Source organism: Pseudomonas kielensis, assembly GCF_014236655.1.
Taxonomy (GTDB): Bacteria; Pseudomonadota; Gammaproteobacteria; order Pseudomonadales; family Pseudomonadaceae; genus Aquipseudomonas; species Aquipseudomonas kielensis.
Genome location: NZ_JACMYG010000006.1, coordinates 243,478 through 264,388, shown reverse-complemented (window position 1 = coordinate 264,388; position 20,911 = coordinate 243,478). Strand labels below are relative to the sequence as shown.

The following is a 20,911-nucleotide window of genomic DNA, read 5'->3' as shown; positions in this document are numbered from 1 at the left end:
TAAACGGGCTTAGCCGTTGAACACATCATCCACGCTCTTGAGCGGGTAGTTCTTCGGATACGGCAGGGTCGCTACGCCGGTCTCGATGGCGGCCTTGGCCACGGCATCGGAGATCACGGTGATCAGGCGGGCATCCATTGGTTTCGGGATGATGTACTCACGACCGAATTCCAGCTTGATACCGCCGTAGGCGTCGCACACTTCCTGAGGCACAGGCAGCTTGGCCAGTTCACGCAGGGCGTTGGCCGCAGCCACTTTCATTTCTTCGTTGATGCGCTTGGCGCGAACGTCCAGGGCACCACGGAAGATGAACGGGAAGCCCAGTACGTTGTTGACCTGGTTCGGGTAGTCCGAACGACCAGTGGCCATGATCACGTCGTCACGGGTGGCGTGCGCCAGTTCCGGGGCGATCTCTGGATCAGGGTTGGAGCAGGCGAACACGATCGGGTTGGCCGCCATGGACTTCAGGCCTTCAGCGCTCAGCAGGTTCGGACCGGACAGGCCAACGAACACGTCTGCGCCTTGCAGGGCGTCTGCCAGGGTGCGCTTGTCGGTCGCGTGAGCGAAGACAGCCTTGTACTGGTTCAGGTCGTCACGGCCGGAGTGGATCACGCCGGTACGGTCAACCATGTAGATGTTTTCGATGTTGGCGCCCATGCTCACCAGCAATTTCATGCAGGAGATGGCCGCAGCGCCTGCACCCAGGCAAACGATCTTGGCATCGGCAAGGGTCTTGCCAGCGATTTCCAGGGCATTGATCATGCCGGCCGCGGTCACGATCGCGGTGCCGTGCTGGTCATCGTGGAACACCGGAATGTCGCACTGCTCGATCAGAGCACGTTCGATCTCAAAGCACTCAGGGGCCTTGATGTCTTCCAGGTTGATGCCACCGAAGGTGATGGAGATGCGCTTGACGGTGTCGATGAAGGCTTGCGGGCTCTCGGAGTCGACTTCGATGTCGAACACGTCGATACCAGCGAAACGCTTGAACAGTACACCCTTGCCTTCCATGACAGGCTTGGAAGCCAATGGGCCGAGGTTACCCAGGCCGAGAATCGCGGTGCCATCGGAAATCACTGCAACCAGGTTGCCTTTACCGGTGTACTTGTAGGCCAGCTCAGGATCGCGGGCGATTTCGCGAACTGGTTCGGCTACGCCGGGGCTGTAGGCCAGCGACAGGTCGCGAGCGGTAGCGGTGGCCTTGGTGAGCTCGACACTCAGCTTCCCTGGACGAGGATGGGCATGATATTCGAGAGCGGCAGTTTTCAGATCAGACATGTGGGCATTCCGCTTTTTACTGTTGGACAGACTGGTCAGCGAGGATACGCGCCTGGCAAAGTCCCCACAAGACTGACCAGTCACCCCTGTCAAGCGCCCCGCCCTACGACTTTGGCCCAAGAGCCACGGAACACAAGGGCTCAACTGTCTACAATCGATATAAAAAATGTCTACAATTATTTATACAAATCTTCCCGCGAGTGCCTGGGCAGCACCCCGACAGACGCCCTTCAGGCCCCGCGACAAATTCCGGGCATAAAAAAAGGCGCCCACCAGGGACGCCTTTTTCATCAATCTGCAAAAGCCGCGATGGCTTTCCAGGCTGATTGGCCTTAGGCCTTTTTCGCGCCGAAAGCACCGAAGCGATCTGCGAAGCGCTGTACACGGCCGCCAGTATCCAGAGTCTTCTGCTTACCGGTGTAGAACGGGTGGCACTCGTTGCATACGTCGATCGCCAGAGGCTTGGCCAGGTTCGAACGAGTTTCGAACTTGTTGCCACAGCTGCAGGTAACTGCGGTGATTTCGTATGTTGGATGGATATCGGCTTTCATGGTGATTCCTCAGGCTAGCGTGCCGCCACTCAACACCATTGTTGAATACCGCACGTAATTAGGCCGCGGATTCTACCAGACCTTCCAAATCACGCAAGCTGTCCCTGATGCCGACCGTCTGCTAGGCTCCGGCCCTTCTTCACCGCCCGCCCTATAGAGAATCCCCCGCGTGCCCGACGCCATCCTGCGCCTCGCCCTGCCTTCGCCCTTGCGCCGCCTGTTCGACTACCGCGCCCCGGCGGGCGTGCTGCGGGCGCAGTTGCACCCGGGGATGCGCCTGCGGGTACCGTTCGGCCGTCGCGAGATGATCGGCATCCTGGTCGAAGTCACCGACCACAGCGAAGTCCCGGCAGAAAAGCTCAAGCCAGCCCTGGCGCTGCTCGATGCCACGCCACCGCTGCCGGCATCACTGTTCAAGCTGTGCCTGTGGACCTCCCAGTACTACCAGCACAGCCTCGGCGACACCTTGAGCTGGGCCTTGCCGGTCCTGCTGCGCCAGGGCGAACTGGCCGAGGCGCGCCAGGAGCGTTTCTGGTCGATCAGCCCCGGGGCCAGGCTCGACGACCCGCGCATCGCCCGCGCCCCGCGCCAGCGCGAGGCCCTGGCGACCCTGGCCCAGCATCCCCACGGCGTGGCCCATCAGTTGCTGAGCAAGCTGATGCTGAGCAAGGACAGCCTCGACCTGCTGCTGGCCAAGGAACTGGTGCAGGTGGAAATCCGCAAGCACGCCCCCGGCGAGCGTCACGAACACTGGCTGGCCCAGCCGGAACTGCCCTTGAATCCGGAGCAGCGCGCCGCCTACGAAGCCATCAGCGCCGGCCTGGACAGTTTCCATGCCTTCCTCCTGGCCGGCGTGACTGGCAGCGGCAAGACCGAAGTGTATTTGCAATTGATCCGCAAAACCCTGGAGGCCGGTAAACAGGCGCTGGTGCTGATCCCGGAGATCAACCTCGGGCCGCAGACCCTGGCGCGCTTCGAGCAACGATTTAACGCACGGATCGCCCTGGTGCACTCGGCCGTCAACGACCGCGAGCGCCTGGAGGCCTGGCTGGCGGCCCGCGACGGCGATGCCGACATCATCATCGGCACTCGCTCGGCGCTGTTCACGCCTATGAAGAACCCTGGCCTGATCATCATCGACGAGGAGCACGACAGCTCCTATAAACAGCAGGAAGGCTTGCGCTACCACGCCCGCGACCTGGCACTGGTGCGGGCCCGCCAGGAAAACATCCCGATCGTCCTCGGCTCCGCGACGCCGTCCCTGGAAAGCCTGCACAACGCCTACACCGGTCGTTACGGCCTGCTGCGCTTGAACGAACGCGCTGGCGGCGCAAAGCAGCCGCGTTTCCTGCGCCTGGATGTGAAAAGCCGACCACTGGACAGCGGCATTTCAGGACCGATGCAGCAAGCCATTGGCCAGACCCTCGCCGCCGGCCAGCAAGTGCTGGTCTTTCTCAATCGCCGCGGTTTTGCCCCGACCCTGCTGTGCCACGATTGTGGCTGGATGTCCGAATGCCAGCGCTGCGATGCGCGGATGACCGTGCACCAACGCTCCGGCGAGCTGCGTTGTCACCATTGCGGTTATGTCGAACGCGTCCCGCGGCATTGCCCCAAGTGCGGCAAAGTCGATTTACGCCCGGTGGGTGCTGGCACCGAACGCGCAGAGGAACGCCTGGGCATCCTGTTCCCGGACTACCCGGTGCTGCGGGTCGACCGCGACAGTACGTCGCGCAAGGACGCAATGAACCAGCTGTTCGCCACCATCCAGAAAGGCCAGCCGTGCATTCTGGTGGGCACCCAGATGCTCGCCAAGGGACACCACTTTCCCCGCGTCACCCTGGTGTCGATTCTCGATGCCGACGGTGGCCTGTTTTCCGGCGACTTCCGCGCCAGCGAGCGCATGGCCCAGTTGATAGTCCAGGTCGCGGGACGCGCCGGGCGGGCCGAAGAGCCAGGCAAAGTGATCATCCAGACCCACCTGGCGGACCACCCGCTGCTGGTGCAACTGACCGAACAGGGCTACTTCGCCTTTGCCGAACAGGCCCTGAGCGAACGCCGCGCTGCTGGGCTGCCACCTTTTGCCCACCTGGCATTGCTGCGCGCCGAAGCGCACAAGCCCGGGCAGGCCGAAGGTTTCCTCGACGAGGCCTGCAGCGAGGCGGAGCGCTTGCTAACCGAGCAGAACCTCAGTGGCATCGAACTGCTGGGCCCGGTGCCCGCGCCGATGGAGCGCCGCGCCGGGCGCTATCGCGCGCAACTGCTGCTGCAAGCCACGGCCCGGGCGCCCCTGCATCGCCTGTTGAGCAGCTGGCTGCTGGTGCTGGAGCAAATGCCCAGTGCACGCGCGGTGCGCTGGTCACTGGATGTCGATCCTGTCGATTTGTATTGACCGCCAGGACGCCATCGCGAGCAGGCTCGCTCTTACACGGCTCTCTGTTGCCCTGTTCGCGAAGGCAGCCGAATTGTCACCACATGTCCGTAACCGGCCTGCTAAGGTTGGCAAGCCCGACTTCGCAACGGATAATGCCCAGTTTTTCCACCTGCGCATTGACGCGCCGCCGCTTTGCGGTTGAAAGAGAAGACCATGAAAGACACCATTCGCCAGTTGATCCAGCAAGCCCTCACCCAACTCGTTACCGACGGTGTGTTGCCTGAAGGCCTGACGCCGGCGATTCAGGTGGAGAACTCCCGTGACAAGACCCACGGTGACTTCGCCAGCAACATCGCCATGATGCTGGCCAAGCCTGCCGGCATGAAGCCCCGCGACCTGGCGGAAAAAATCATCGCCGCCCTGCCGGCCGACGAAAACGTCACCAAGGCAGAAATCGCCGGCCCGGGTTTCCTCAATTTCTTCCAGAACACCCAGGCCCTGGCATCGCGCCTGGACGCAGCCCTGGCCGACGCCAAGGTCGGCGTGCGCAAGGCCGGTCCCGTGCAGCGCACCGTGGTTGACCTGTCGGCCCCGAACCTGGCCAAAGAGATGCACGTCGGCCACTTGCGCTCGACCATCATTGGCGACGGCGTGGCCCGCGTACTGGAGTTCCTCGGCGACACCGTGATCCGCCAGAACCACGTAGGTGACTGGGGCACCCAGTTCGGCATGCTGATGGCCTACCTGCAGGAAAACCCGATCACCAGCGACGAACTGTCGGACCTGGAGAACTTCTACCGCGCCGCCAAGCAGCGTTTCGACGAGTCCGAAGAGTTCGCCGACCGCGCCCGTGGCCTGGTGGTCAAGCTGCAAGCCGGCGACCCGGAATGCCTGGCCCTGTGGACCAAGTTCAAGGACATCTCGCTGTCGCACTGCCAGAAAATCTACGAACAACTGAACGTCAAGCTGACCATGGCCGACGTCATGGGCGAAAGTGCCTACAACGACGACCTGATCAATGTGGTCAACGACCTCAAGGCCAAGGGCATGCTGGTCGAGAGCAACGGCGCCCAGTGCGTGTTCCTCGACGAATTCAAGAATGCCGACGGCGACCCGCTGCCGGTGATCATCGTCAAGGCCGATGGCGGCTACCTGTACGCCACCACTGACCTGGCTGCCGTGCGCTACCGCAGCGGCGTGCTCAAGGCCGACCGCGCCCTGTACTTCGTCGACCAGCGCCAGGCACTGCACTTCCAGCAGGTATTCGCCGTGGCGCGCATGGCCGGCTTCGTGACCCACCCGATGGAAATGGAACACATGGGCTTCGGCACCATGAACGGCGCTGACGGCCGTCCGTTCAAGACCCGTGATGGCGGCACCGTGAAGCTGATCGACCTGCTCAACGAAGCCAAGGAGCGCGCCTACACCCTGGTCAAGGAAAAGAACCCCGAGCTGGCCGAAGCCGACCTGCGCAACATCGCCAAGGTGGTGGGCATCGGCGCGGTGAAATACGCTGACCTGTCCAAGCACCGCACCAGCGACTACAGCTTCAACTTCGACCTGATGCTCAATTTCGAAGGCAACACCGCCCCCTACCTGCTGTACGCCTACACCCGCGTGGCTGGCGTGTTCCGCAAACTGGGCAAGGACTTCAGCGAAGTCGAAGGGCAGATCGTTCTCGAGGCCGCGCACGAACAGGAACTGGCGGCCAAGCTGGCACAGTTCGGCGAAGTGCTGAACAACGTGGCCGAGAAAGGCACCCCGCATATCCTGTGCACTTACCTGTACGACGTTGCCGGACTGTTCTCCAGCTTCTACGAGAACTGCCCGATCCTCAGCGCCGAAACCCCGGCACAGATGCAGAGCCGCTTGCGCCTCGCCGCGCTGACCGGTCGCACCCTCAAGCAAGGCCTGGAACTCTTGGGCCTGGAAACTCTGGAGCGTATGTAAGTTGGCTGCCAAGAAAAAACCTGCACCCAAGCGTGGCGCCAGCCGTTACCAAGCTCCTGCAAAACAGCCGATTCCGGGTTGGCTATGGATGGCCATCGGCCTGACCGTGGGCGCCTTCATCGTGTTCCTGATGAAGCTGGAGCCGGGCAAGGGCGATGACGTCAAGCGGGTCAAGCAGGAAGAACAGAAAGCCACGCGCATGGCCGAGGCCAACAAGACCCCGCCGAGCCCACAGCAACCGGTGAAGCCGAAGTACGACTTCTACACCTTGCTGCCGGAATCGGAAGTGATTGTGCCGCCGGATGCCGTGCCTGAAAAAACCCTGCCAACACCGCAGACCGCGCCTGTGGCACCGGTCACGCCGGCAGAAGCGGCGAAGATCGACACCGCGCGCGCCCAGGCCGCCCTGAGCGGCCTGACCCCGCCGCCGGCGCCTCCGGTGGCCAAGGCGGCCCCGGTGACCAAGTTCTTCCTGCAGGCCGGCTCGTTCCGCAAGGAGGCCGACGCCGACAAGGTCCGTGCGCAGATCATCCTGCTCGGCCAGGCGGTTTCGGTCGAGTCCGGCACGGTCAAGGACGAAACCTGGTATCGCGTGCTGGTCGGCCCGTTCAGCAACCGCGAACAACTGACCACCGCCCAGAAACAACTGGCGGGCAGCGGCTTCAGCAACCTGTTGTTACAACAACGCCAGAGCCGCTGACAGAACGATCAACTCCCCTCCTGCGGGAGCGCGTCGGGCGGCGCTGCGCCTGCTCGCGAAGGCCTGGATTCAGTCAACATTGATGGCGACTGATACAACGCTTTCGCAAGCAGGCTCGCCCCCACACGGATGATCTGCCACCCACCACCGCCCGTCCCCCGCCACACCCCGCAGTTGAAAAACGCCACAGCACCCCCATATGAGTTTGCATAAGGCATTTTCGCCCCGCTGCGTGGAGACTCTTCCCTTGACCACCATCGTTTCAGTTCGCCGCCACGGCAAAGTCGTCATGGGCGGCGACGGCCAGGTTTCCCTGGGCAACACCGTGATGAAAGGCAACGCGAAAAAAGTTCGTCGCCTGTACCACGGCCAGGTCATCGCCGGTTTCGCTGGCGCCACCGCCGACGCCTTTACCCTGTTCGAGCGTTTTGAAGGCCAACTGGAAAAACACCAGGGCCACCTGGTCCGTGCCGCCGTCGAGCTCGCCAAAGAATGGCGTACCGACCGCTCCCTGAGCCGCCTCGAAGCAATGCTGGCGGTGGCCAACAAAGACGCCTCGCTGATCATCACCGGCAACGGCGATGTGGTTGAACCCGAGAACGGCCTGATCGCCATGGGTTCCGGCGGAGGTTATGCCCAGGCGGCCGCCAGCGCCCTGCTGAAAAAAACCGACCTGTCGGCCCGGGAAATCGTCGAAACAGCCCTCGGCATCGCCGGCGACATCTGTGTCTTCACCAACCACACCCAGACCATTGAGGAGCAGGACTGCGCCGAGTAAGCGTGCGTGGCTGCGCGCCACCGCTCACTCTTGCCTGAGGTCCGCCAATTATTATGTCCATGACTCCCCGTGAAATCGTCCACGAACTCAATCGCCACATCATCGGCCAGGACGACGCCAAGCGCGCCGTCGCCATCGCCCTGCGTAACCGCTGGCGCCGGATGCAACTGCCCGAAGAGCTGCGCGTCGAAGTCACCCCCAAGAACATCCTGATGATCGGCCCGACCGGTGTCGGCAAAACCGAAATCGCCCGTCGCCTGGCCAAGCTCGCCAACGCGCCGTTCATCAAGGTCGAAGCGACCAAGTTCACCGAAGTCGGCTACGTTGGCCGCGACGTCGAGTCGATCATTCGTGATCTGGCCGATGCCGCCATCAAGCTGCTGCGCGAACAGGAAATGATCAAGGTCCGCCATCGCGCCGAAGACGCCGCCGAAGAGCGCATCCTCGATGCCCTGCTGCCACCGGCGCGCACCGGCTTCAACAGCGAAGAAGCCCCGGCCCAGGACTCCAACACCCGCCAGCTGTTCCGCAAGCGCCTGCGCGAAGGCCAGCTGGATGACAAAGAGATCGAAATCGAAGTTGCCGAAGCCTCGGGCGTCGATATCTCCGCGCCACCGGGCATGGAAGAAATGACCAACCAGCTACAGAGCCTGTTCGCCAACATGGGCAAGGGCAAGCGCAAGAACCGCAAGCTCAAGGTCAAGGAAGCGCTCAAGCTGGTCCGCGACGAAGAAGCCGGCCGCCTGGTCAATGACGAGGAACTCAAGGCCAAGGCCCTGGAAGCGGTCGAGCAGCACGGCATCGTGTTCATCGACGAAATCGACAAAGTCGCCAAACGCGGCAATGCCGGTGGCGTCGACGTGTCCCGCGAAGGTGTGCAGCGCGACCTGCTGCCGCTGATCGAGGGCTGCACCGTCAACACCAAACTGGGCATGGTCAAGACCGACCACATCCTGTTCATCGCCTCCGGTGCGTTCCACCTGAGCAAGCCGAGCGACCTGGTGCCTGAACTGCAAGGCCGCCTGCCGATCCGCGTTGAACTCAAGGCCCTGTCGCCGGAAGATTTCGAGCGCATCCTCAGCGAGCCGCACGCCTCCCTGACCGAGCAGTATTGCGCCCTGCTGAAAACCGAAGGCCTGGCCATCGAATTCCAGCCGGACGGCATCAAGCGCCTGGCCGAGATCGCCTGGCAGGTCAACGAGAAGACCGAGAACATCGGTGCCCGTCGCCTGCACACCCTGCTCGAGCGCCTGCTCGAAGAGGTGTCGTTCAGTGCCGGCGACCTGGCCAGCGCCCACAGCGACCAGCCGATCCGCATCGACGCCGACTACGTCAACAGCCACCTGGGCGAATTGGCGCAGAACGAAGACCTGTCCCGTTATATCCTGTAGGTCACTTCTACTGCGATAGAGGACCTGTGGGAGCGAGCCGGCTCGCGCCCACAGGTCCCTCGCAATGACGGACGACCAGCCCCATGACGACCCCGCTTCCCACCGACATCAAACTGCACAAAGCCTCGAAAACCCTGTCGCTCAAATATGCGTCCGGCGAGGAATATCAACTGAGCGCCGAGTTCCTTCGCGTGCACTCCCCCTCCGCCGAGGTCCAGGGCCACGGCAAACCTATCCTGCAATTTGGCAAGATCGGCGTAGGCCTGAGCAAGGTCGAACCGGCCGGCCAGTACGCACTGAAACTGACCTTCGACGACGGCCACGACAGCGGCCTCTTCACCTGGGATTACCTCTACCAGTTGGCACAGCGCCAGGACGCCCTCTGGGAGGATTATCTTGGTGAACTCAAAGCGGCCGGAAAGTCCCGCGATCCGAGTGAGTCCGTCGTCAAGCTGATGCTCTAGACCGGGGCTTACGCTCATTAGAAGGCATTTTCTAATTTCATCTGCTTGAATGCTCCCGCCCAGGACCCGTCATTGGCCCGCTTGCGAAAAAAATTAAACTCGGGTAACCAATGGAGCTGGCAAGTTCTGTGCAGCGCTCCCTGATGTAAAAAGTCAGCGATGTGCAATTAACGGTCACCCGAGCAGTAGTACCTGGCATTGGCTGTGTGACTACACAGCAGGCCTCAGGTACTCGTCTCAGGACAATGGAGCGTCGTAGATGAGTAACAAGAATAACGATGACCTGAAACGCCAAGCCTCGGAAAACACCTTGGGGCTCAATCCTGTCATCGGCTTGCGCCGCAAAGATCTGCTTACTTCTGCCCGCATGGTGCTGGCCCAGGCCATCAAACAACCCATCCACAGCGTCAAGCACGTGGCCCATTTCGGCCTCGAGCTGAAGAATGTGATGTTTGGCAAATCCGAGTTGCAACCCGAAGGCGATGACCGTCGCTTCAACGATCCGGCCTGGAGCCAGAACCCGCTCTACAAACGCTACCTGCAAACCTACCTGGCCTGGCGCAAGGAGCTCCACGACTGGATCGGCGACAGCAACCTGTCGGAGCAGGACATCAACCGCGGGCACTTCGTGATCAACCTGATGACCGAAGCCATGGCCCCGACCAACAGCGCGGCCAACCCCGCCGCCGTCAAACGCTTCTTCGAGACCGGTGGCAAGAGCCTGCTCGACGGCCTCTCCCACCTGGCCAAGGACCTGGTACACAACGGCGGCATGCCGAGCCAGGTCAACATGGGCGCCTTCGAAGTCGGCAAGAGCCTGGGCACCACCGAAGGTGCGGTGATTTTCCGCAACGACGTGCTGGAGCTGATCCAGTACCGGCCCATCACCGAACAGGTCCACGAGCGCCCCCTGCTGGTGGTCCCGCCACAGATCAACAAATTCTACGTATTCGACCTGAGCCCGGAAAAAAGCCTGGCGCGATTCTGCCTGCGCAACAACCTGCAGACCTTCATCGTCAGCTGGCGCAACCCGACCAAGGCGCAACGCGAATGGGGCCTGTCGACCTACATCGAGGCGCTCAAGGAAGCGGTCGACGTGGTCACCGCGATCACCGGCAGCAAAGACATCAACATGCTGGGCGCCTGCTCCGGCGGCATCACCTGCACCGCCCTGCTCGGCCACTACGCGGCGATCGGCGAGAAGAAGGTCAACGCCCTGACCCTGCTGGTCAGCGTCCTGGACACCACCCTGGACTCCCAGGTGGCGCTGTTCGTCGACGAGCAGACCCTGGAATCCGCCAAGCGCCATTCCTACCAGGCCGGTGTGCTTGAAGGTCGCGACATGGCGAAGGTCTTCGCCTGGATGCGCCCCAACGACCTGATCTGGAACTACTGGGTCAACAATTACCTGCTGGGCAACGAACCGCCGGTCTTCGACATTCTGTTCTGGAACAACGACACCACCCGCCTGCCGGCCGCGTTCCACGGCGACCTGATCGAAATGTTCAAAAGCAACCCACTGATCCGCCCCAACGCACTGGAAGTGTGCGGCACGCCCATCGACCTCAGTCAGGTCACGGCCGATGTCTATTCCCTGGCCGGCACCAACGACCACATCACCCCGTGGAAGTCCTGCTACAAGTCGGCCCAGCTGTTTGGTGGCAAGGTCGAGTTCGTGCTGTCCAGCAGCGGCCACATCCAGAGCATCCTGAACCCGCCGGGCAACCCGAAATCGCGCTACATGACCAGCACCGAGACGGCGTCGAACGCCGATCAGTGGCAAGAAAACGCCACCAAGCACACCGACTCCTGGTGGCTGCACTGGCAGGCCTGGCAGGCCGAGCGCGCGGGCAAGCTGAAAAAAGCCCCGACCGCACTCGGCAACAAGACCTTTGCCGCGGGTGAAGCCGCACCAGGGACCTACGTACACGAACGATAACTGACCCACCTCGCCCCACTGTAGGGGCGGGTTGGCCCGCGATGACGGCAGCCGCCTCAGTCAATGTGCTGACGGCTACACCGCTATCGCGGGCCCGCCCGCTCCCACAGGGAGCCGAGGATGAATTTGAGAACGTGACACACAGGGCTTGAAGCATGCCGCAACCGTTCATTTTTCGTACCGTCGACCTGGATGGCCAGACCCTCCGCACCGCGGTACGCCCCGGCAAGCCTCACTTGACGCCCTTGCTGATTTTCAACGGCATCGGCGCCAACCTGGAGCTGGTGTTTCCGTTCATCCAGGCGCTGGACCCGGACCTGGAAGTGATTGCCTTCGACGTGCCGGGTGTCGGCGGCTCATCGACGCCGCGCCGGCCCTATCGCTTTCCCGGCCTGGCCAAGCTGACCGCGCGGATGCTCGACTACCTCGACTACGGCCAGGTCAATGTGATCGGCGTGTCCTGGGGCGGCGCCCTGGCGCAGCAGTTCGCCCATGACTACCCCGAGCGCTGCAAGAAGCTGGTGCTGGCGGCCACAGCGGCCGGCGCGGTGATGGTGCCGGGCAAGCCGAAAGTGCTGTGGATGATGGCCAGCCCAAGGCGCTACATCCAACCGTCCCACGTCATTCGCATTGCGCCGATGATCTACGGCGGCTCGTTTCGCCGTGACCCCAACCTGGCCGCCGACCACGCCAGCAAAGTCCGTTCGGCCGGCAAACTGGGCTACTACTGGCAGCTCTTCGCAGGCCTGGGCTGGACCAGCATCCACTGGCTGCACACGATTCGTCAGCCCACCCTGGTACTGGCCGGTGACGACGACCCGTTGATCCCGCTGGTCAATATGCGCCTGCTCGCCTGGCGTATTCCCAACGCCCAGCTACACATAATCGACGACGGCCATTTATTCCTGATCACCCGGGCCGAGGCTGTCGCCCCGATCATCATGAAGTTTCTTCAGGAAGAACGGCAACGGGCGGTGATGCACCCGCACCCGACGCCCCATGGCAGCACCTGAGGTGCGCTGGCGGGAATGAGGTACTAGTTCACGGCTTGACGAAGGAGTGTTGACTCATGCGAGACAAACCAGCGCCGGGCACCTTGCCCACAGCCGCTGCATTCATCAATGCCCAGAGTGCGATCACCGGTCTGCGCGGCCGGGACCTGCTCTCGACCTTGCGCAACGTCGCCGCCCACGGCTTGCGCCATCCGGTGCACAGCGCCCGGCACGCACTGGCGCTGGGTGGGCAACTGGGCCGTGTGTTGCTGGGTGAGACCCTGCACCAGCCCAACGCCGCCGACACTCGTTTTGCCGACCCCAGCTGGACCCTCAATCCGTTCTACCGACGCAGCCTGCAGGCTTACCTGAGCTGGCAGAAACAGGTCAAACGCTGGATCGACGAAAGCGACATGCCCGATGACGATCGCGCCCGCGCGCATTTTGCCTTCACCTTGCTCAACGATGCCGTATCGCCCTCCAACACCCTGCTCAACCCGCTGGCGATCAAGGAACTGTTCAACTCCGGCGGCCACAGCCTGGTCCGCGGCCTGAGCCATCTGCTCGATGACCTGATGCACAACAACGGGCTGCCCAGCCAGATCACCAAGCACGCCTTCGAGGTCGGCAAGACCGTTGCCACCACTCCCGGCGCGGTGGTGTTTCGCAACGAACTGCTGGAGCTGATGCAATACAAGCCCATGAGCGAAAAGCAGTACGCCAAGCCGTTGCTGGTGGTGCCGCCGCAGATCAACAAGTACTACATCTTTGACTTGAGCCCCAGCAACAGCTTCGTCCAGTTCGCCCTGAAAAACGGCCTGCAGGTGTTCATGATCAGTTGGCGCAACCCGGACGTGCGCCACCGTGAATGGGGCCTGTCCAGCTACGTCGAAGCCGTGGAAGAAGCCATGAACGTGTGCCGGGCGATCACCGGCAGCCGCGAGGTCAACCTGATGGGGGCCTGTGCCGGCGGCCTGACCATCGCCGCGCTGCAGGGCCACCTGCAAGCCAAACGGCAACTGCGGCGTATCTCCAGCGCCACTTACCTGGTCAGCCTGCTCGACAGCCAGCTGGACAGCCCCGCCACCCTGTTTGCCGACGAGCAGACCCTGGAAGCGGCCAAGCGACGCTCCTACCAGCAGGGTGTGCTCGAGGGCCGCGACATGGCCAAGGTGTTTGCCTGGATGCGCCCCAACGACCTGATCTGGAACTACTGGGTCAACAACTACCTGCTGGGCAAGGAGCCGCCGGCGTTCGACATCCTCTACTGGAACAACGACAACACGCGCCTGCCGGCCGCCTTTCACGGCGACCTGCTGGACTTCTTCAAGCACAACCCGCTGACCCACCCGGGTGGCCTGGAAGTGTGCGGCACGCCGATCGACCTGCAGAAGGTCAACGTCGACAGCTTCAGCGTGGCCGGGATCAACGACCACATCACCCCCTGGGACGCGGTGTACCGCTCGACGCTGCTGCTGGGCGGCAACCGCCGCTTCGTGCTGTCCAACAGCGGTCACGTGCAGAGCATCCTCAACCCGCCGGGCAACCCCAAGGCCCACTTCGTCGAAAGTGAAAAACTGACCAGCGACCCACGGGCCTGGTACTACGACGCCAGCCAGGTCGACGGCAGCTGGTGGACCCAATGGCTGACCTGGATCCAGGAACGCTCCGGCGCACAACGGGAAACCCTGATGGCCCTGGGCAATCAGCACTACCCCCCCATGGAGGCGGCACCCGGTACCTACGTGCGGGTGCGCTGATTTTTCTCGGCGCCACGGCCGGGATACAGGCCGTGGCACTCAAGGCTCGACAACTAAGAAGACTGGATGAAAACCCGCGACCGGATTCTCGAATGTGCCCTGTTGTTGTTCAACCAGAAGGGCGAACCCAATGTCTCGACCATGGAAGTTGCCAACGAAATGGGGATCAGCCCCGGCAACCTCTACTACCACTTCCACGGCAAGGAGCCGTTGATCCTGGGATTGTTCGAACGCTTCCAGTGTGAACTGACCCCGCTGCTCGACCCGCCGTCGGACGCCCGGCTGGCACCGGAAGACTACTGGCTGTTCCTGCACCTGATCATCGAGCGCCTGGCGCACTACCGCTTCCTGTTCCAGGACTTGTCGAACCTGGCCGGACGCCTGCCGAAACTGGCCAAGGGCATCCGCAACCTGCTCAACGCCCTCAAGCGCACCCTGGCCTCGCTGTTGGCCCGGCTCAAGGCCGAAGGCCAACTGGTCAGCGACACCCAGGCCCTGGGGCAACTGGTCGAACAGATCACCATGACCCTGCTGTTCTCCCTGGACTACCAGCGGATCCTCGACCGCGAGGGCGAAGTGCGCGTGGTGGTCTACCAGATCATGATGCTGGTCGCCCCTCACCTGATGCCGCCGGCCAAACTCGCCACCGAACGCCTGGCGCTGCAATACCTCGAAGGCCAGGCGTAAGGGTTGACTGGCGATGTGCGCAAACAAAAACGCCCGACCTTCGCAGGCCGGGCGTTTTTGATTGTCCCGGGAAGATCAGGACTGACTGGTTGGCGCCGAAGGTGCTGGCGTGGCAGTCGGGGTAGCAGCAGGTGCTGGCGCGGCGGCGGAGTTCGCCGGGCTGACCGCAGCAGCCGGAGTGGCTGGCTTGGCAGCGGCCGCTGGTGCTTTCGGCGCGGCAGCTTTGGGGGCTGCTGGCTTCTTGACTACCGGCTTTTTCGCGGCGGCGGGCTTGGCGGCAGGTTTCGCTGCTGCAGTTTTTGCCGCAGGTTTGGCGGCGGGCTTGGCTGCGGCTTTGGCGGCAACCGGTTTGGCCGCGGGCTTGGCTGCGGCTGGCTTGGCGGCTGCGGTTTTGGCAGCAGGCTTGGCGGCTGGCTTGGCAGCAGGTTTAGCTGCAGCCTTGGCCAGTGGCTTGGCTGCAGGCTTGGCGGCTGCCGGTTTGGCTGCGGCGGTTTTGGCCGCTACAGGGGCAACCTTGGCGCCGGTGAGTTTTTCGATTTGCTTGGTCAGGGTATCGACCTTGCTGTGCAGGGCTTTGACTTCGTTGCGGCTCGGCACACCGAGACGGGAAATTGCACTGTTCAAGCGCTTGTCGAAAGCACCTTCCAGTTCGTCCCATTTGCCCAGCGCGCGATCCTTGACCCCACTGATGCGCGACTTGGCCGAAGAAGCGGTGTCCTTGGCGGCGTCGACTTTTTTACCGACAGCGCTCTTGGTGAGCTTCTCGGCTTTCTCGCCATCCTTGACCAGTGCATCGAAGAGTTTGCTACCGTCAGTGTCGATCTTCGAGTACACGCCTAAACCAGCAAGCCAGATTTTGCGGGAGTAGTCTTCGACCTTCCCAATCCACGAGCTGCCTTCTTTTTCAGTATTCTTTTTACCAGCCATCCCGTTCTCCTTAATGTTTACGCGCGACACGTTCGAGCAATGCCGTTAGCTCATCGAGCTTAGCAGAGAGTGTCTCAACGTCATGTTTAGACGCAATGCCGACACGATTCAAGGCACTGGCGACACGCGTATCAAAAGCCTTCTCGACTTTATCAAGCTGCACTTCAACACGGTCCTTGAGACTGACTACATCGCCTTTGACGTTATCAATCTGAGTGTTAGCGGCTTCAAGTTGTTCCGTCACAACTTTTTTGCCTTTCTTTTCAACAGATTGACCAGCCTTGATCAACTCTTGAACGTATTCGCTGCCTTCCTGACCGACCTTGGCGTAGGCCCCCAGGCCTGCCAGCCAGATCTTGCGGGCATAAGATTTCACTTCATTCACCGGAGTCGGTTGAACGTCAGTTTTTTTCTTCAAAGTAACTTTGGCCATGGTGCACCTCACGCGCAGAAGGTTTGAGGAACTGCCCGCAAAAGTGTCGGGCTCAGGCACAAGGTAGGGAGAATAATTAGAAACGGCACCCTAAGAACCGACACAAACCGATGGCGGCGTGTCAGGCCGCATCGATGCTGGATACTTCACAATCAGACCAGAGCTTTATCCAAGGCTTTTTCGATTTCCGCCTTGATGGTCCCGCTCATCGCTGACATCAGCAGACCGAGCTCGACATCGACCCGGATCGAATCCTCGCCCACATGCACTGCGCCCTTGACCCCCGAGCGCTTGAGATTGAGGGTGTCGCCCGCCCACTTGGGCTCCAGGCCATATTGTGCCGCCAGCTTCTCGGCCAGTTTGTCGGCTTTCTCGCGCGCCGCTTCCTTGCCCAGGCCATGGGCACGTTCAACACTAATACGGGCCATTGATTGACTCCTGATTGATCGGGACTTGCTCAAGACATCTTGACCCCGACTGCGTCAAAAGGTCCCGGCGGTTGCCTATCTTACATTCAGCCTTGCCAAGACAAAGCAGGCCCTGGGGATTAGAATGTCGCGCATTCTCTTTTGGTGACGGCGATATGACTGATCAGCGCAAAGGCAGCGATGCCGAACCCACCACACACTTCGGCTTCAAAAACGTTCCGGAAAGCCAGAAAGCGGAAAAAGTCGCTGAGGTGTTCCACTCGGTAGCGGCCAAGTACGACTTGATGAACGACGTGCTGTCCGGCGGCATGCACCGCCTGTGGAAGCGTTTCACCATCGAACTGTCGGGTGTACGCGTTGGCAATCGGGTCCTGGATATTGCCGGCGGCACCGGTGACCTGGCGGCCAAGTTCTCCCATCTGGTCGGCCCGACCGGCCAGGTCGTGCTGGCCGACATCAACGAATCCATGCTCAAGGTCGGTCGTGACCGCCTGTTGGACAAAGGTGTGGCCGGCAACATCGAGTTCGTCCAGGCCGACGCGGAAAAGCTGCCATTCCCGGACAACCATTTCGATTGCGTGACCATCGCCTTCGGCCTGCGCAACGTCACCCACAAGGAAGACGCCCTGCGCTCGATGCTGCGTGTGCTCAAGCCTGGCGGCCGCCTGTTGGTGCTGGAGTTCTCCAAACCGACCAACGCCCTGATGTCCAAGGTCTACGACGCCTACTCGTTCGCCTTCATGCCGATGGTCGGAAAACTGATCCTCAATGACCCGGAAAGCTATCGCTACCTGGCCGAGTCGATCCGCATGCACCCGAACCAGGAAACCCTGAAGTCGATGATGGTCGAGGCCGGTTTCGACCGCGTGACCTACCACAACATGACCTCAGGCATCGTCGCCCTGCACCGCGGCATCAAGCCCTGATGTTGCTCGCCGGCCTGCTCGCCAGCGTCGAACTCGGTCTGAACCGGGTCCTGCGGCTCGACAGCACGGCGCTCCCGCGCCTGGGCCATTTGAACGGCAAGGTCATTGCCGTCGAGTGCCGCAGCCCGGCGTTGCAGCTGTTCATCCTGCCCAGCGATGAGGGCCTGATGCTGGCGTCCCATTGGGCAAGCGAAGCCGACTGCACCTTGCGCGCACCGGCGGCCAGCCTGCTCAAGCTGGCCATCAGCAAGGACAAGACCGCGGTGTTGCACAGCCCGCAAGTCGAACTGGACGGCGACAGCGGCGTGCTGCTGGAGCTGGCTGGCGTGCTGCAGGACCTGGAACTGGACTGGGAGTACGAACTCTCACGCTGGCTGGGCCCGGTGGCCACGCAACTGCTCGGCGGCCATCTGCGCAGCCGCGCACGCTGGTATCAACAAGGTTTCACCAGCCTGAACCAGAACCTGGCCGAGTACCTCGCCGAAGAGTCGCGCACCCTGGTCGGGCAACGCGAAGCCGAAGCGCGGTTCAGTGAGCTGGACCAGATCAAACTCGATCTGGAACGTCTTGAGGCGCGCTTGGAGCGTCTTTCCCGATCCCTCGACTCAAGCGATAACGCATGAAGCTGCTCGCCGTCCGCCGTCTGTTGCGCATCCAGCGCGTCGTGATCCGCTACCGCCTCGATGACCTGCTGTTCGCCCTGCCATTGCCCTGGTTCCTCCTGGCCCTGCGTTACGCCCTGCCGTGGCGCTGGTTCCCGCGCAAGACCCTGGAACTGAGCCGGGGTGCGCGCCTGCGCCTGGCCTTGCAAGACCTGGGGCCGATCTTCATCAAGTTCGGGCAGATCCTGTCCACCCGGCGCGACCTGCTGCCCGAAGACATCGCCGATGAGCTGATGCTGCTGCAGGACCGGGTACCGCCCTTCGACTCGCAACTCGCCGTCAAGCTGATCGAAGAGCAACTGGGGAAAAAGATCAGCGAGGTGTTCAGCCGCTTCGACATCGAGCCGCTGGCCTCGGCGTCGGTGGCCCAGGTGCACGCCGCACAACTGAAAAGCGGCGAAGAGGTGGTGGTCAAGGTCATTCGCCCAGGCCTCAAGCCGATCATCGCGCAGGACCTGGCCTGGCTGTTCATCCTCGCCCGAACGGCGGAAAAACTCTCCGCCGATGCGCGCCTGCTGCACCCGGTGGACGTGGTCCAGGACTACGAGAAAACCATCTACGACGAGCTCGACCTGCTGCGTGAAGCGGCCAACGCCAGCCAGCTCAAGCGTAACTTCGACGGTTCGCCCCTGCTGTACGTGCCCCAGGTCTACTGGGACTGGTGCCGGCCAAAAGTGCTGGTGATGGAGCGCATCTACGGGATCCAGGTCACCGACCTGGCGACCCTGGCCGACCAGCGCACCGACATGAAAATGCTCGCCGAGCGCGGCGTGGAGATCTTCTTCACCCAGGTGTTCCGTGACAGTTTCTTCCATGCCGACATGCACCCGGGCAACATCTTCGTCAGCACGGTCAACCCGTGGAGCCCGCAGTACATTGCCATCGACTGCGGCATCGTCGGCAGCCTGACGCCCGAAGACCAGGACTACCTGGCGCGCAACCTGTTTGCCTTCTTCAAGCGCGATTACCGGCGTGTCGCCCAATTGCACATCGATTCGGGCTGGGTGCCGGCGGAAACCAAGCTCAACGAATTCGAAGCGGCAATCCGCACGGTATGCGAACCGATCTTTGAAAAACCGTTAAAAGATATTTCCTTCGGCCAGGTGCTGATGCGCCTGTTCCAGACTGCCCGGCGCTTCAATATGGAAGTCCAGCCGCAGTTGGTCCTGCTGCAAAAGACCCTGCTCAACATCGAAGGCCTGGGCCGCCAGCTGTACCCCGACCTGGACCTGTGGAACACCGCCCAGCCGTTCCTCGAACGCTGGATGCGTGAGCGCGTCAGCCCGAAAACCCTGCTGGGCAACCTGCACAACCAGGTCGAGCAACTGCCGCATCTGGCCAACATGACCCGCGACCTGCTCGAACGCATGACCCAGCCCCACGCCGCCAACCCACCCGTGGCCTGGCACCGGCGTTCGGACGACTGGTTCCTGCGCCTGCTCGGCGCCGCGCACCTGGCCGGCGGTGCGATCCTGCTGGCCGGTGGTCCACTGAACGAACTGGGTCACTGGCCGGGTGCAATTATGCTCGCGGTGGGTTTGTATCTGGTCGTTCGCCGATAGCCAGCCGGGTTGTCGGCTGGCACACTGTTTCAAATCGCCCAGGCCCAGCGAAGATGTTGGGCCCGGCTGTCGGAGTCGAAGATGAAAAACTGGCTGGACGAGATCAAATGGGACAGTGACGGCCTGGTGCCGGCGATCGCCCAGGACCACAAGACCGGGCGCGTGCTGATGATGGCCTGGATGAACCGCGAAGCCCTGGAGCTGAGCGCTGCCGAGAACCGCGCCATCTACTGGTCACGCTCGCGTGGCAAGCTATGGCGCAAGGGCGAAGAGTCCGGCCACGTGCAGACCCTGCATGAGCTGCGCCTGGACTGCGACGCCGACGTGATCATCCTGATGGTCGAGCAGATCGGCGACATCGCCTGTCATACCGGGCGCCAGAGCTGCTTCTACCGCGTCTATGAGAACGGTGACTGGAAAATCGTCGACCCGGTACTCAAGGACCCGCACGCCATTTACTCAGCAGGACACAGCCATGAGTGACACCCTGACCCGCCTGGCCCAGGTGCTGGAAGAGCGTAAAGGCGCCGCCGCCGACAGCTCCTATGTCGCCAGCCTTTACCACAAGGGCCTGAACAAGATTCTGGAGAAAGTCGGCGAAGAGTCGGTCGAGACCATCATTGCCGCCAAAGACGCCGCCGTCAGCGGAGATTGCAGCGATGTCATCTACGAAACCGCCGACCTGTGGTTCCATAGCATGGTCATGCTGGCCCAGTTAGGGCAGCATCCGCAGGCGGTACTCGACGAACTGGACCGCCGCTTCGGCCTGTCCGGGCACGACGAGAAAGCCTCGCGTCCATCCAACTGAATAACGATTAGAGAGGAGCAGCAAGATGGGCATTTTTGACTGGAAACACTGGGTCGTCATTCTGGTGGTGGTAGTGCTGGTGTTCGGCACCAAAAAACTGAAAAACCTCGGCACCGACGTCGGCGAATCGATCAAGGGCTTTCGCAAGGCCATGAACGACGACGAAAAGCCGGCCGAGCCGGTAGTGCCACCGACCGCACAGCCAGCGTCGCCCGTGCAGCCACAGGCTTCGACCCTGAACCAGCCGCACACCATTGACGTGCAGGCCCAGAAAGTCGAAGAGCCGACCCGCAAAGACTCGTGA

22 protein-coding genes are annotated in these 20,911 nt (G+C 62.0%); 17 read left to right on the top strand and 5 right to left on the bottom strand.

Annotated elements, in window-relative coordinates; translation table 11 throughout:
• Positions 1–9: 9 nt before the first annotated feature.
• Together H7995_RS08790 and rpmE are read right to left on the bottom strand one after the other, a co-directional pair.
• Complete coding sequence (locus H7995_RS08790; RefSeq protein WP_159993264.1) at positions 10–1,278, bottom strand: malic enzyme-like NAD(P)-binding protein; 1,269 nt, start codon at positions 1,276–1,278, stop codon at positions 10–12.
• 332 nt (positions 1,279–1,610) lie between these two features.
• Positions 1,611–1,829, bottom strand: coding sequence for a 50S ribosomal protein L31 (gene rpmE, locus H7995_RS08785; protein ID WP_095167258.1), 219 nt, complete (start codon positions 1,827–1,829; stop codon positions 1,611–1,613).
• Positions 1,830–1,998: 169 nt separating this feature from the next.
• Here rpmE and H7995_RS08780 point away from each other — a divergent pair, with 169 nt between their 5' ends.
• From H7995_RS08780 to H7995_RS08730, 11 genes are all read left to right on the top strand, one after another.
• Positions 1,999–4,218 carry a primosomal protein N' gene (locus H7995_RS08780; RefSeq protein ID WP_182343164.1) on the top strand — a complete coding sequence of 740 codons (2,220 nt, stop codon included), beginning with the start codon at positions 1,999–2,001 and terminating at the stop codon, positions 4,216–4,218.
• Positions 4,193–4,402 carry a hypothetical protein gene (locus H7995_RS08775; RefSeq protein WP_185818248.1) on the top strand — a complete coding sequence of 70 codons (210 nt, stop codon included), beginning with the start codon at positions 4,193–4,195 and terminating at the stop codon, positions 4,400–4,402. The genes H7995_RS08780 and H7995_RS08775 overlap by 26 nt, the downstream gene beginning before the upstream one ends.
• A gap of 11 nt (positions 4,403–4,413) precedes the next feature.
• A complete protein-coding gene (argS, locus tag H7995_RS08770) occupies positions 4,414–6,150 on the top strand; it encodes an arginine--tRNA ligase (protein WP_182343162.1) in 1,737 nt (578 codons plus the stop codon).
• 1 nt (position 6,151) lies between these two features.
• Entirely contained in the window at positions 6,152–6,850 is a 699-nt protein-coding gene (locus tag H7995_RS08765; RefSeq protein ID WP_166592071.1) for an SPOR domain-containing protein, read from the top strand.
• Between the two features lie 247 nt (positions 6,851–7,097).
• Positions 7,098–7,628, top strand: a complete 531-nt coding sequence (gene hslV, locus H7995_RS08760; protein WP_093425160.1) for an ATP-dependent protease subunit HslV — start codon at positions 7,098–7,100, stop codon at positions 7,626–7,628.
• Between the two features lie 53 nt (positions 7,629–7,681).
• Positions 7,682–9,019 (top strand): ATP-dependent protease ATPase subunit HslU, encoded by a 1,338-nt coding sequence (hslU, locus tag H7995_RS08755; RefSeq protein ID WP_166592182.1) that lies wholly within the window; start codon positions 7,682–7,684, stop codon positions 9,017–9,019.
• Between the two features lie 83 nt (positions 9,020–9,102).
• Positions 9,103–9,483, top strand: a complete 381-nt coding sequence (locus tag H7995_RS08750) for a gamma-butyrobetaine hydroxylase family protein (RefSeq protein ID WP_166592181.1) — start codon at positions 9,103–9,105, stop codon at positions 9,481–9,483.
• A gap of 259 nt (positions 9,484–9,742) precedes the next feature.
• Complete coding sequence (gene phaC / locus H7995_RS08745) at positions 9,743–11,422, top strand: class II poly(R)-hydroxyalkanoic acid synthase (protein WP_166592180.1); 1,680 nt, start codon at positions 9,743–9,745, stop codon at positions 11,420–11,422.
• Positions 11,423–11,577: 155 nt separating this feature from the next.
• A complete protein-coding gene (phaZ, locus tag H7995_RS08740) occupies positions 11,578–12,435 on the top strand; it encodes a poly(3-hydroxyalkanoate) depolymerase (protein ID WP_166592179.1) in 858 nt (285 codons plus the stop codon).
• A gap of 56 nt (positions 12,436–12,491) precedes the next feature.
• A complete protein-coding gene (phaC, locus tag H7995_RS08735) occupies positions 12,492–14,174 on the top strand; it encodes a class II poly(R)-hydroxyalkanoic acid synthase (protein ID WP_166592178.1) in 1,683 nt (560 codons plus the stop codon).
• Positions 14,175–14,240: 66 nt separating this feature from the next.
• Positions 14,241–14,861, top strand: a complete 621-nt coding sequence (locus tag H7995_RS08730; RefSeq protein ID WP_166592177.1) for a TetR/AcrR family transcriptional regulator — start codon at positions 14,241–14,243, stop codon at positions 14,859–14,861.
• A 75-nt stretch (positions 14,862–14,936) separates the two neighbouring features.
• On the opposite strand, the gene H7995_RS08725 is transcribed toward H7995_RS08730, so the two are convergent.
• The 3 genes from H7995_RS08725 to H7995_RS08715 all read right to left on the bottom strand — a co-directional run bounded on the left by H7995_RS08725 (position 14,937) and on the right by H7995_RS08715 (position 16,649).
• Positions 14,937–15,788, bottom strand: a complete 852-nt coding sequence (locus H7995_RS08725) for a phasin family protein (protein WP_182343156.1) — start codon at positions 15,786–15,788, stop codon at positions 14,937–14,939.
• A gap of 10 nt (positions 15,789–15,798) precedes the next feature.
• Positions 15,799–16,221, bottom strand: coding sequence for a phasin family protein (locus H7995_RS08720; protein ID WP_166592175.1), 423 nt, complete (start codon positions 16,219–16,221; stop codon positions 15,799–15,801).
• Between the two features lie 152 nt (positions 16,222–16,373).
• Positions 16,374–16,649: a polyhydroxyalkanoic acid system family protein gene (locus H7995_RS08715; RefSeq protein ID WP_095167283.1), complete on the bottom strand. Its 276-nt coding sequence runs from the start codon at positions 16,647–16,649 to the stop codon at positions 16,374–16,376.
• A gap of 155 nt (positions 16,650–16,804) precedes the next feature.
• On the opposite strand from H7995_RS08715, the gene ubiE reads away from it, so the two are divergent.
• The 6 genes from ubiE (at position 16,805) to H7995_RS08685 (ending at position 20,911) form a co-directional block, all read left to right on the top strand.
• Positions 16,805–17,575: a bifunctional demethylmenaquinone methyltransferase/2-methoxy-6-polyprenyl-1,4-benzoquinol methylase UbiE gene (gene ubiE / locus H7995_RS08710; RefSeq protein WP_166592174.1), complete on the top strand. Its 771-nt coding sequence runs from the start codon at positions 16,805–16,807 to the stop codon at positions 17,573–17,575.
• Positions 17,575–18,198, top strand: coding sequence for a ubiquinone biosynthesis accessory factor UbiJ (locus tag H7995_RS08705; RefSeq protein WP_166592173.1), 624 nt, complete (start codon positions 17,575–17,577; stop codon positions 18,196–18,198). The genes ubiE and H7995_RS08705 overlap by 1 nt, the downstream gene beginning before the upstream one ends.
• Positions 18,195–19,799, top strand: coding sequence for a ubiquinone biosynthesis regulatory protein kinase UbiB (gene ubiB / locus H7995_RS08700; protein WP_166592172.1), 1,605 nt, complete (start codon positions 18,195–18,197; stop codon positions 19,797–19,799). The genes H7995_RS08705 and ubiB overlap by 4 nt, the downstream gene beginning before the upstream one ends.
• 81 nt (positions 19,800–19,880) lie before the next feature.
• Positions 19,881–20,282 (top strand): phosphoribosyl-AMP cyclohydrolase, encoded by a 402-nt coding sequence (gene hisI / locus H7995_RS08695; RefSeq protein WP_166592171.1) that lies wholly within the window; start codon positions 19,881–19,883, stop codon positions 20,280–20,282.
• On the top strand, positions 20,275–20,607 hold the full coding sequence (locus tag H7995_RS08690) for a phosphoribosyl-ATP diphosphatase (RefSeq protein WP_166592170.1): 333 nt from the start codon (positions 20,275–20,277) through the stop codon (positions 20,605–20,607). The genes hisI and H7995_RS08690 overlap by 8 nt, the downstream gene beginning before the upstream one ends.
• Positions 20,608–20,632: 25 nt before the next feature.
• The gene (locus H7995_RS08685; protein WP_166592169.1) at positions 20,633–20,911 is read left to right on the top strand and encodes a twin-arginine translocase TatA/TatE family subunit; all 279 of its coding nucleotides are present in this window, start codon (positions 20,633–20,635) and stop codon (positions 20,909–20,911) included.

What these genes read in the sequence shown, in the direction of transcription:
- H7995_RS08790 (WP_159993264.1), bottom strand. Translation starts at nt 1,278, where the DNA reads ATGTCTGATCTGAAAACTGCCGCTCTCGAATATCATGCCCATCCTCGT.
- rpmE (WP_095167258.1), bottom strand. Translation starts at nt 1,829, where the DNA reads ATGAAAGCCGATATCCATCCAACATACGAAATCACCGCAGTTACCTGC.
- H7995_RS08775 (WP_185818248.1), top strand. Translation starts at nt 4,193, where the DNA reads ATGTCGATCCTGTCGATTTGTATTGACCGCCAGGACGCCATCGCGAGC.
- argS (WP_182343162.1), top strand. Translation starts at nt 4,414, where the DNA reads ATGAAAGACACCATTCGCCAGTTGATCCAGCAAGCCCTCACCCAACTC.
- hslU (WP_166592182.1), top strand. Translation starts at nt 7,682, where the DNA reads ATGTCCATGACTCCCCGTGAAATCGTCCACGAACTCAATCGCCACATC.
- H7995_RS08750 (WP_166592181.1), top strand. Translation starts at nt 9,103, where the DNA reads ATGACGACCCCGCTTCCCACCGACATCAAACTGCACAAAGCCTCGAAA.
- phaC (WP_166592180.1), top strand. Translation starts at nt 9,743, where the DNA reads ATGAGTAACAAGAATAACGATGACCTGAAACGCCAAGCCTCGGAAAAC.
- phaZ (WP_166592179.1), top strand. Translation starts at nt 11,578, where the DNA reads ATGCCGCAACCGTTCATTTTTCGTACCGTCGACCTGGATGGCCAGACC.
- phaC (WP_166592178.1), top strand. Translation starts at nt 12,492, where the DNA reads ATGCGAGACAAACCAGCGCCGGGCACCTTGCCCACAGCCGCTGCATTC.
- H7995_RS08730 (WP_166592177.1), top strand. Translation starts at nt 14,241, where the DNA reads ATGAAAACCCGCGACCGGATTCTCGAATGTGCCCTGTTGTTGTTCAAC.
- H7995_RS08725 (WP_182343156.1), bottom strand. Translation starts at nt 15,788, where the DNA reads ATGGCTGGTAAAAAGAATACTGAAAAAGAAGGCAGCTCGTGGATTGGG.
- H7995_RS08720 (WP_166592175.1), bottom strand. Translation starts at nt 16,221, where the DNA reads ATGGCCAAAGTTACTTTGAAGAAAAAAACTGACGTTCAACCGACTCCG.
- H7995_RS08715 (WP_095167283.1), bottom strand. Translation starts at nt 16,649, where the DNA reads ATGGCCCGTATTAGTGTTGAACGTGCCCATGGCCTGGGCAAGGAAGCG.
- ubiE (WP_166592174.1), top strand. Translation starts at nt 16,805, where the DNA reads ATGACTGATCAGCGCAAAGGCAGCGATGCCGAACCCACCACACACTTC.
- H7995_RS08705 (WP_166592173.1), top strand. Translation starts at nt 17,575, where the DNA reads ATGTTGCTCGCCGGCCTGCTCGCCAGCGTCGAACTCGGTCTGAACCGG.
- ubiB (WP_166592172.1), top strand. Translation starts at nt 18,195, where the DNA reads ATGAAGCTGCTCGCCGTCCGCCGTCTGTTGCGCATCCAGCGCGTCGTG.
- hisI (WP_166592171.1), top strand. Translation starts at nt 19,881, where the DNA reads ATGAAAAACTGGCTGGACGAGATCAAATGGGACAGTGACGGCCTGGTG.
- H7995_RS08690 (WP_166592170.1), top strand. Translation starts at nt 20,275, where the DNA reads ATGAGTGACACCCTGACCCGCCTGGCCCAGGTGCTGGAAGAGCGTAAA.
- H7995_RS08685 (WP_166592169.1), top strand. Translation starts at nt 20,633, where the DNA reads ATGGGCATTTTTGACTGGAAACACTGGGTCGTCATTCTGGTGGTGGTA.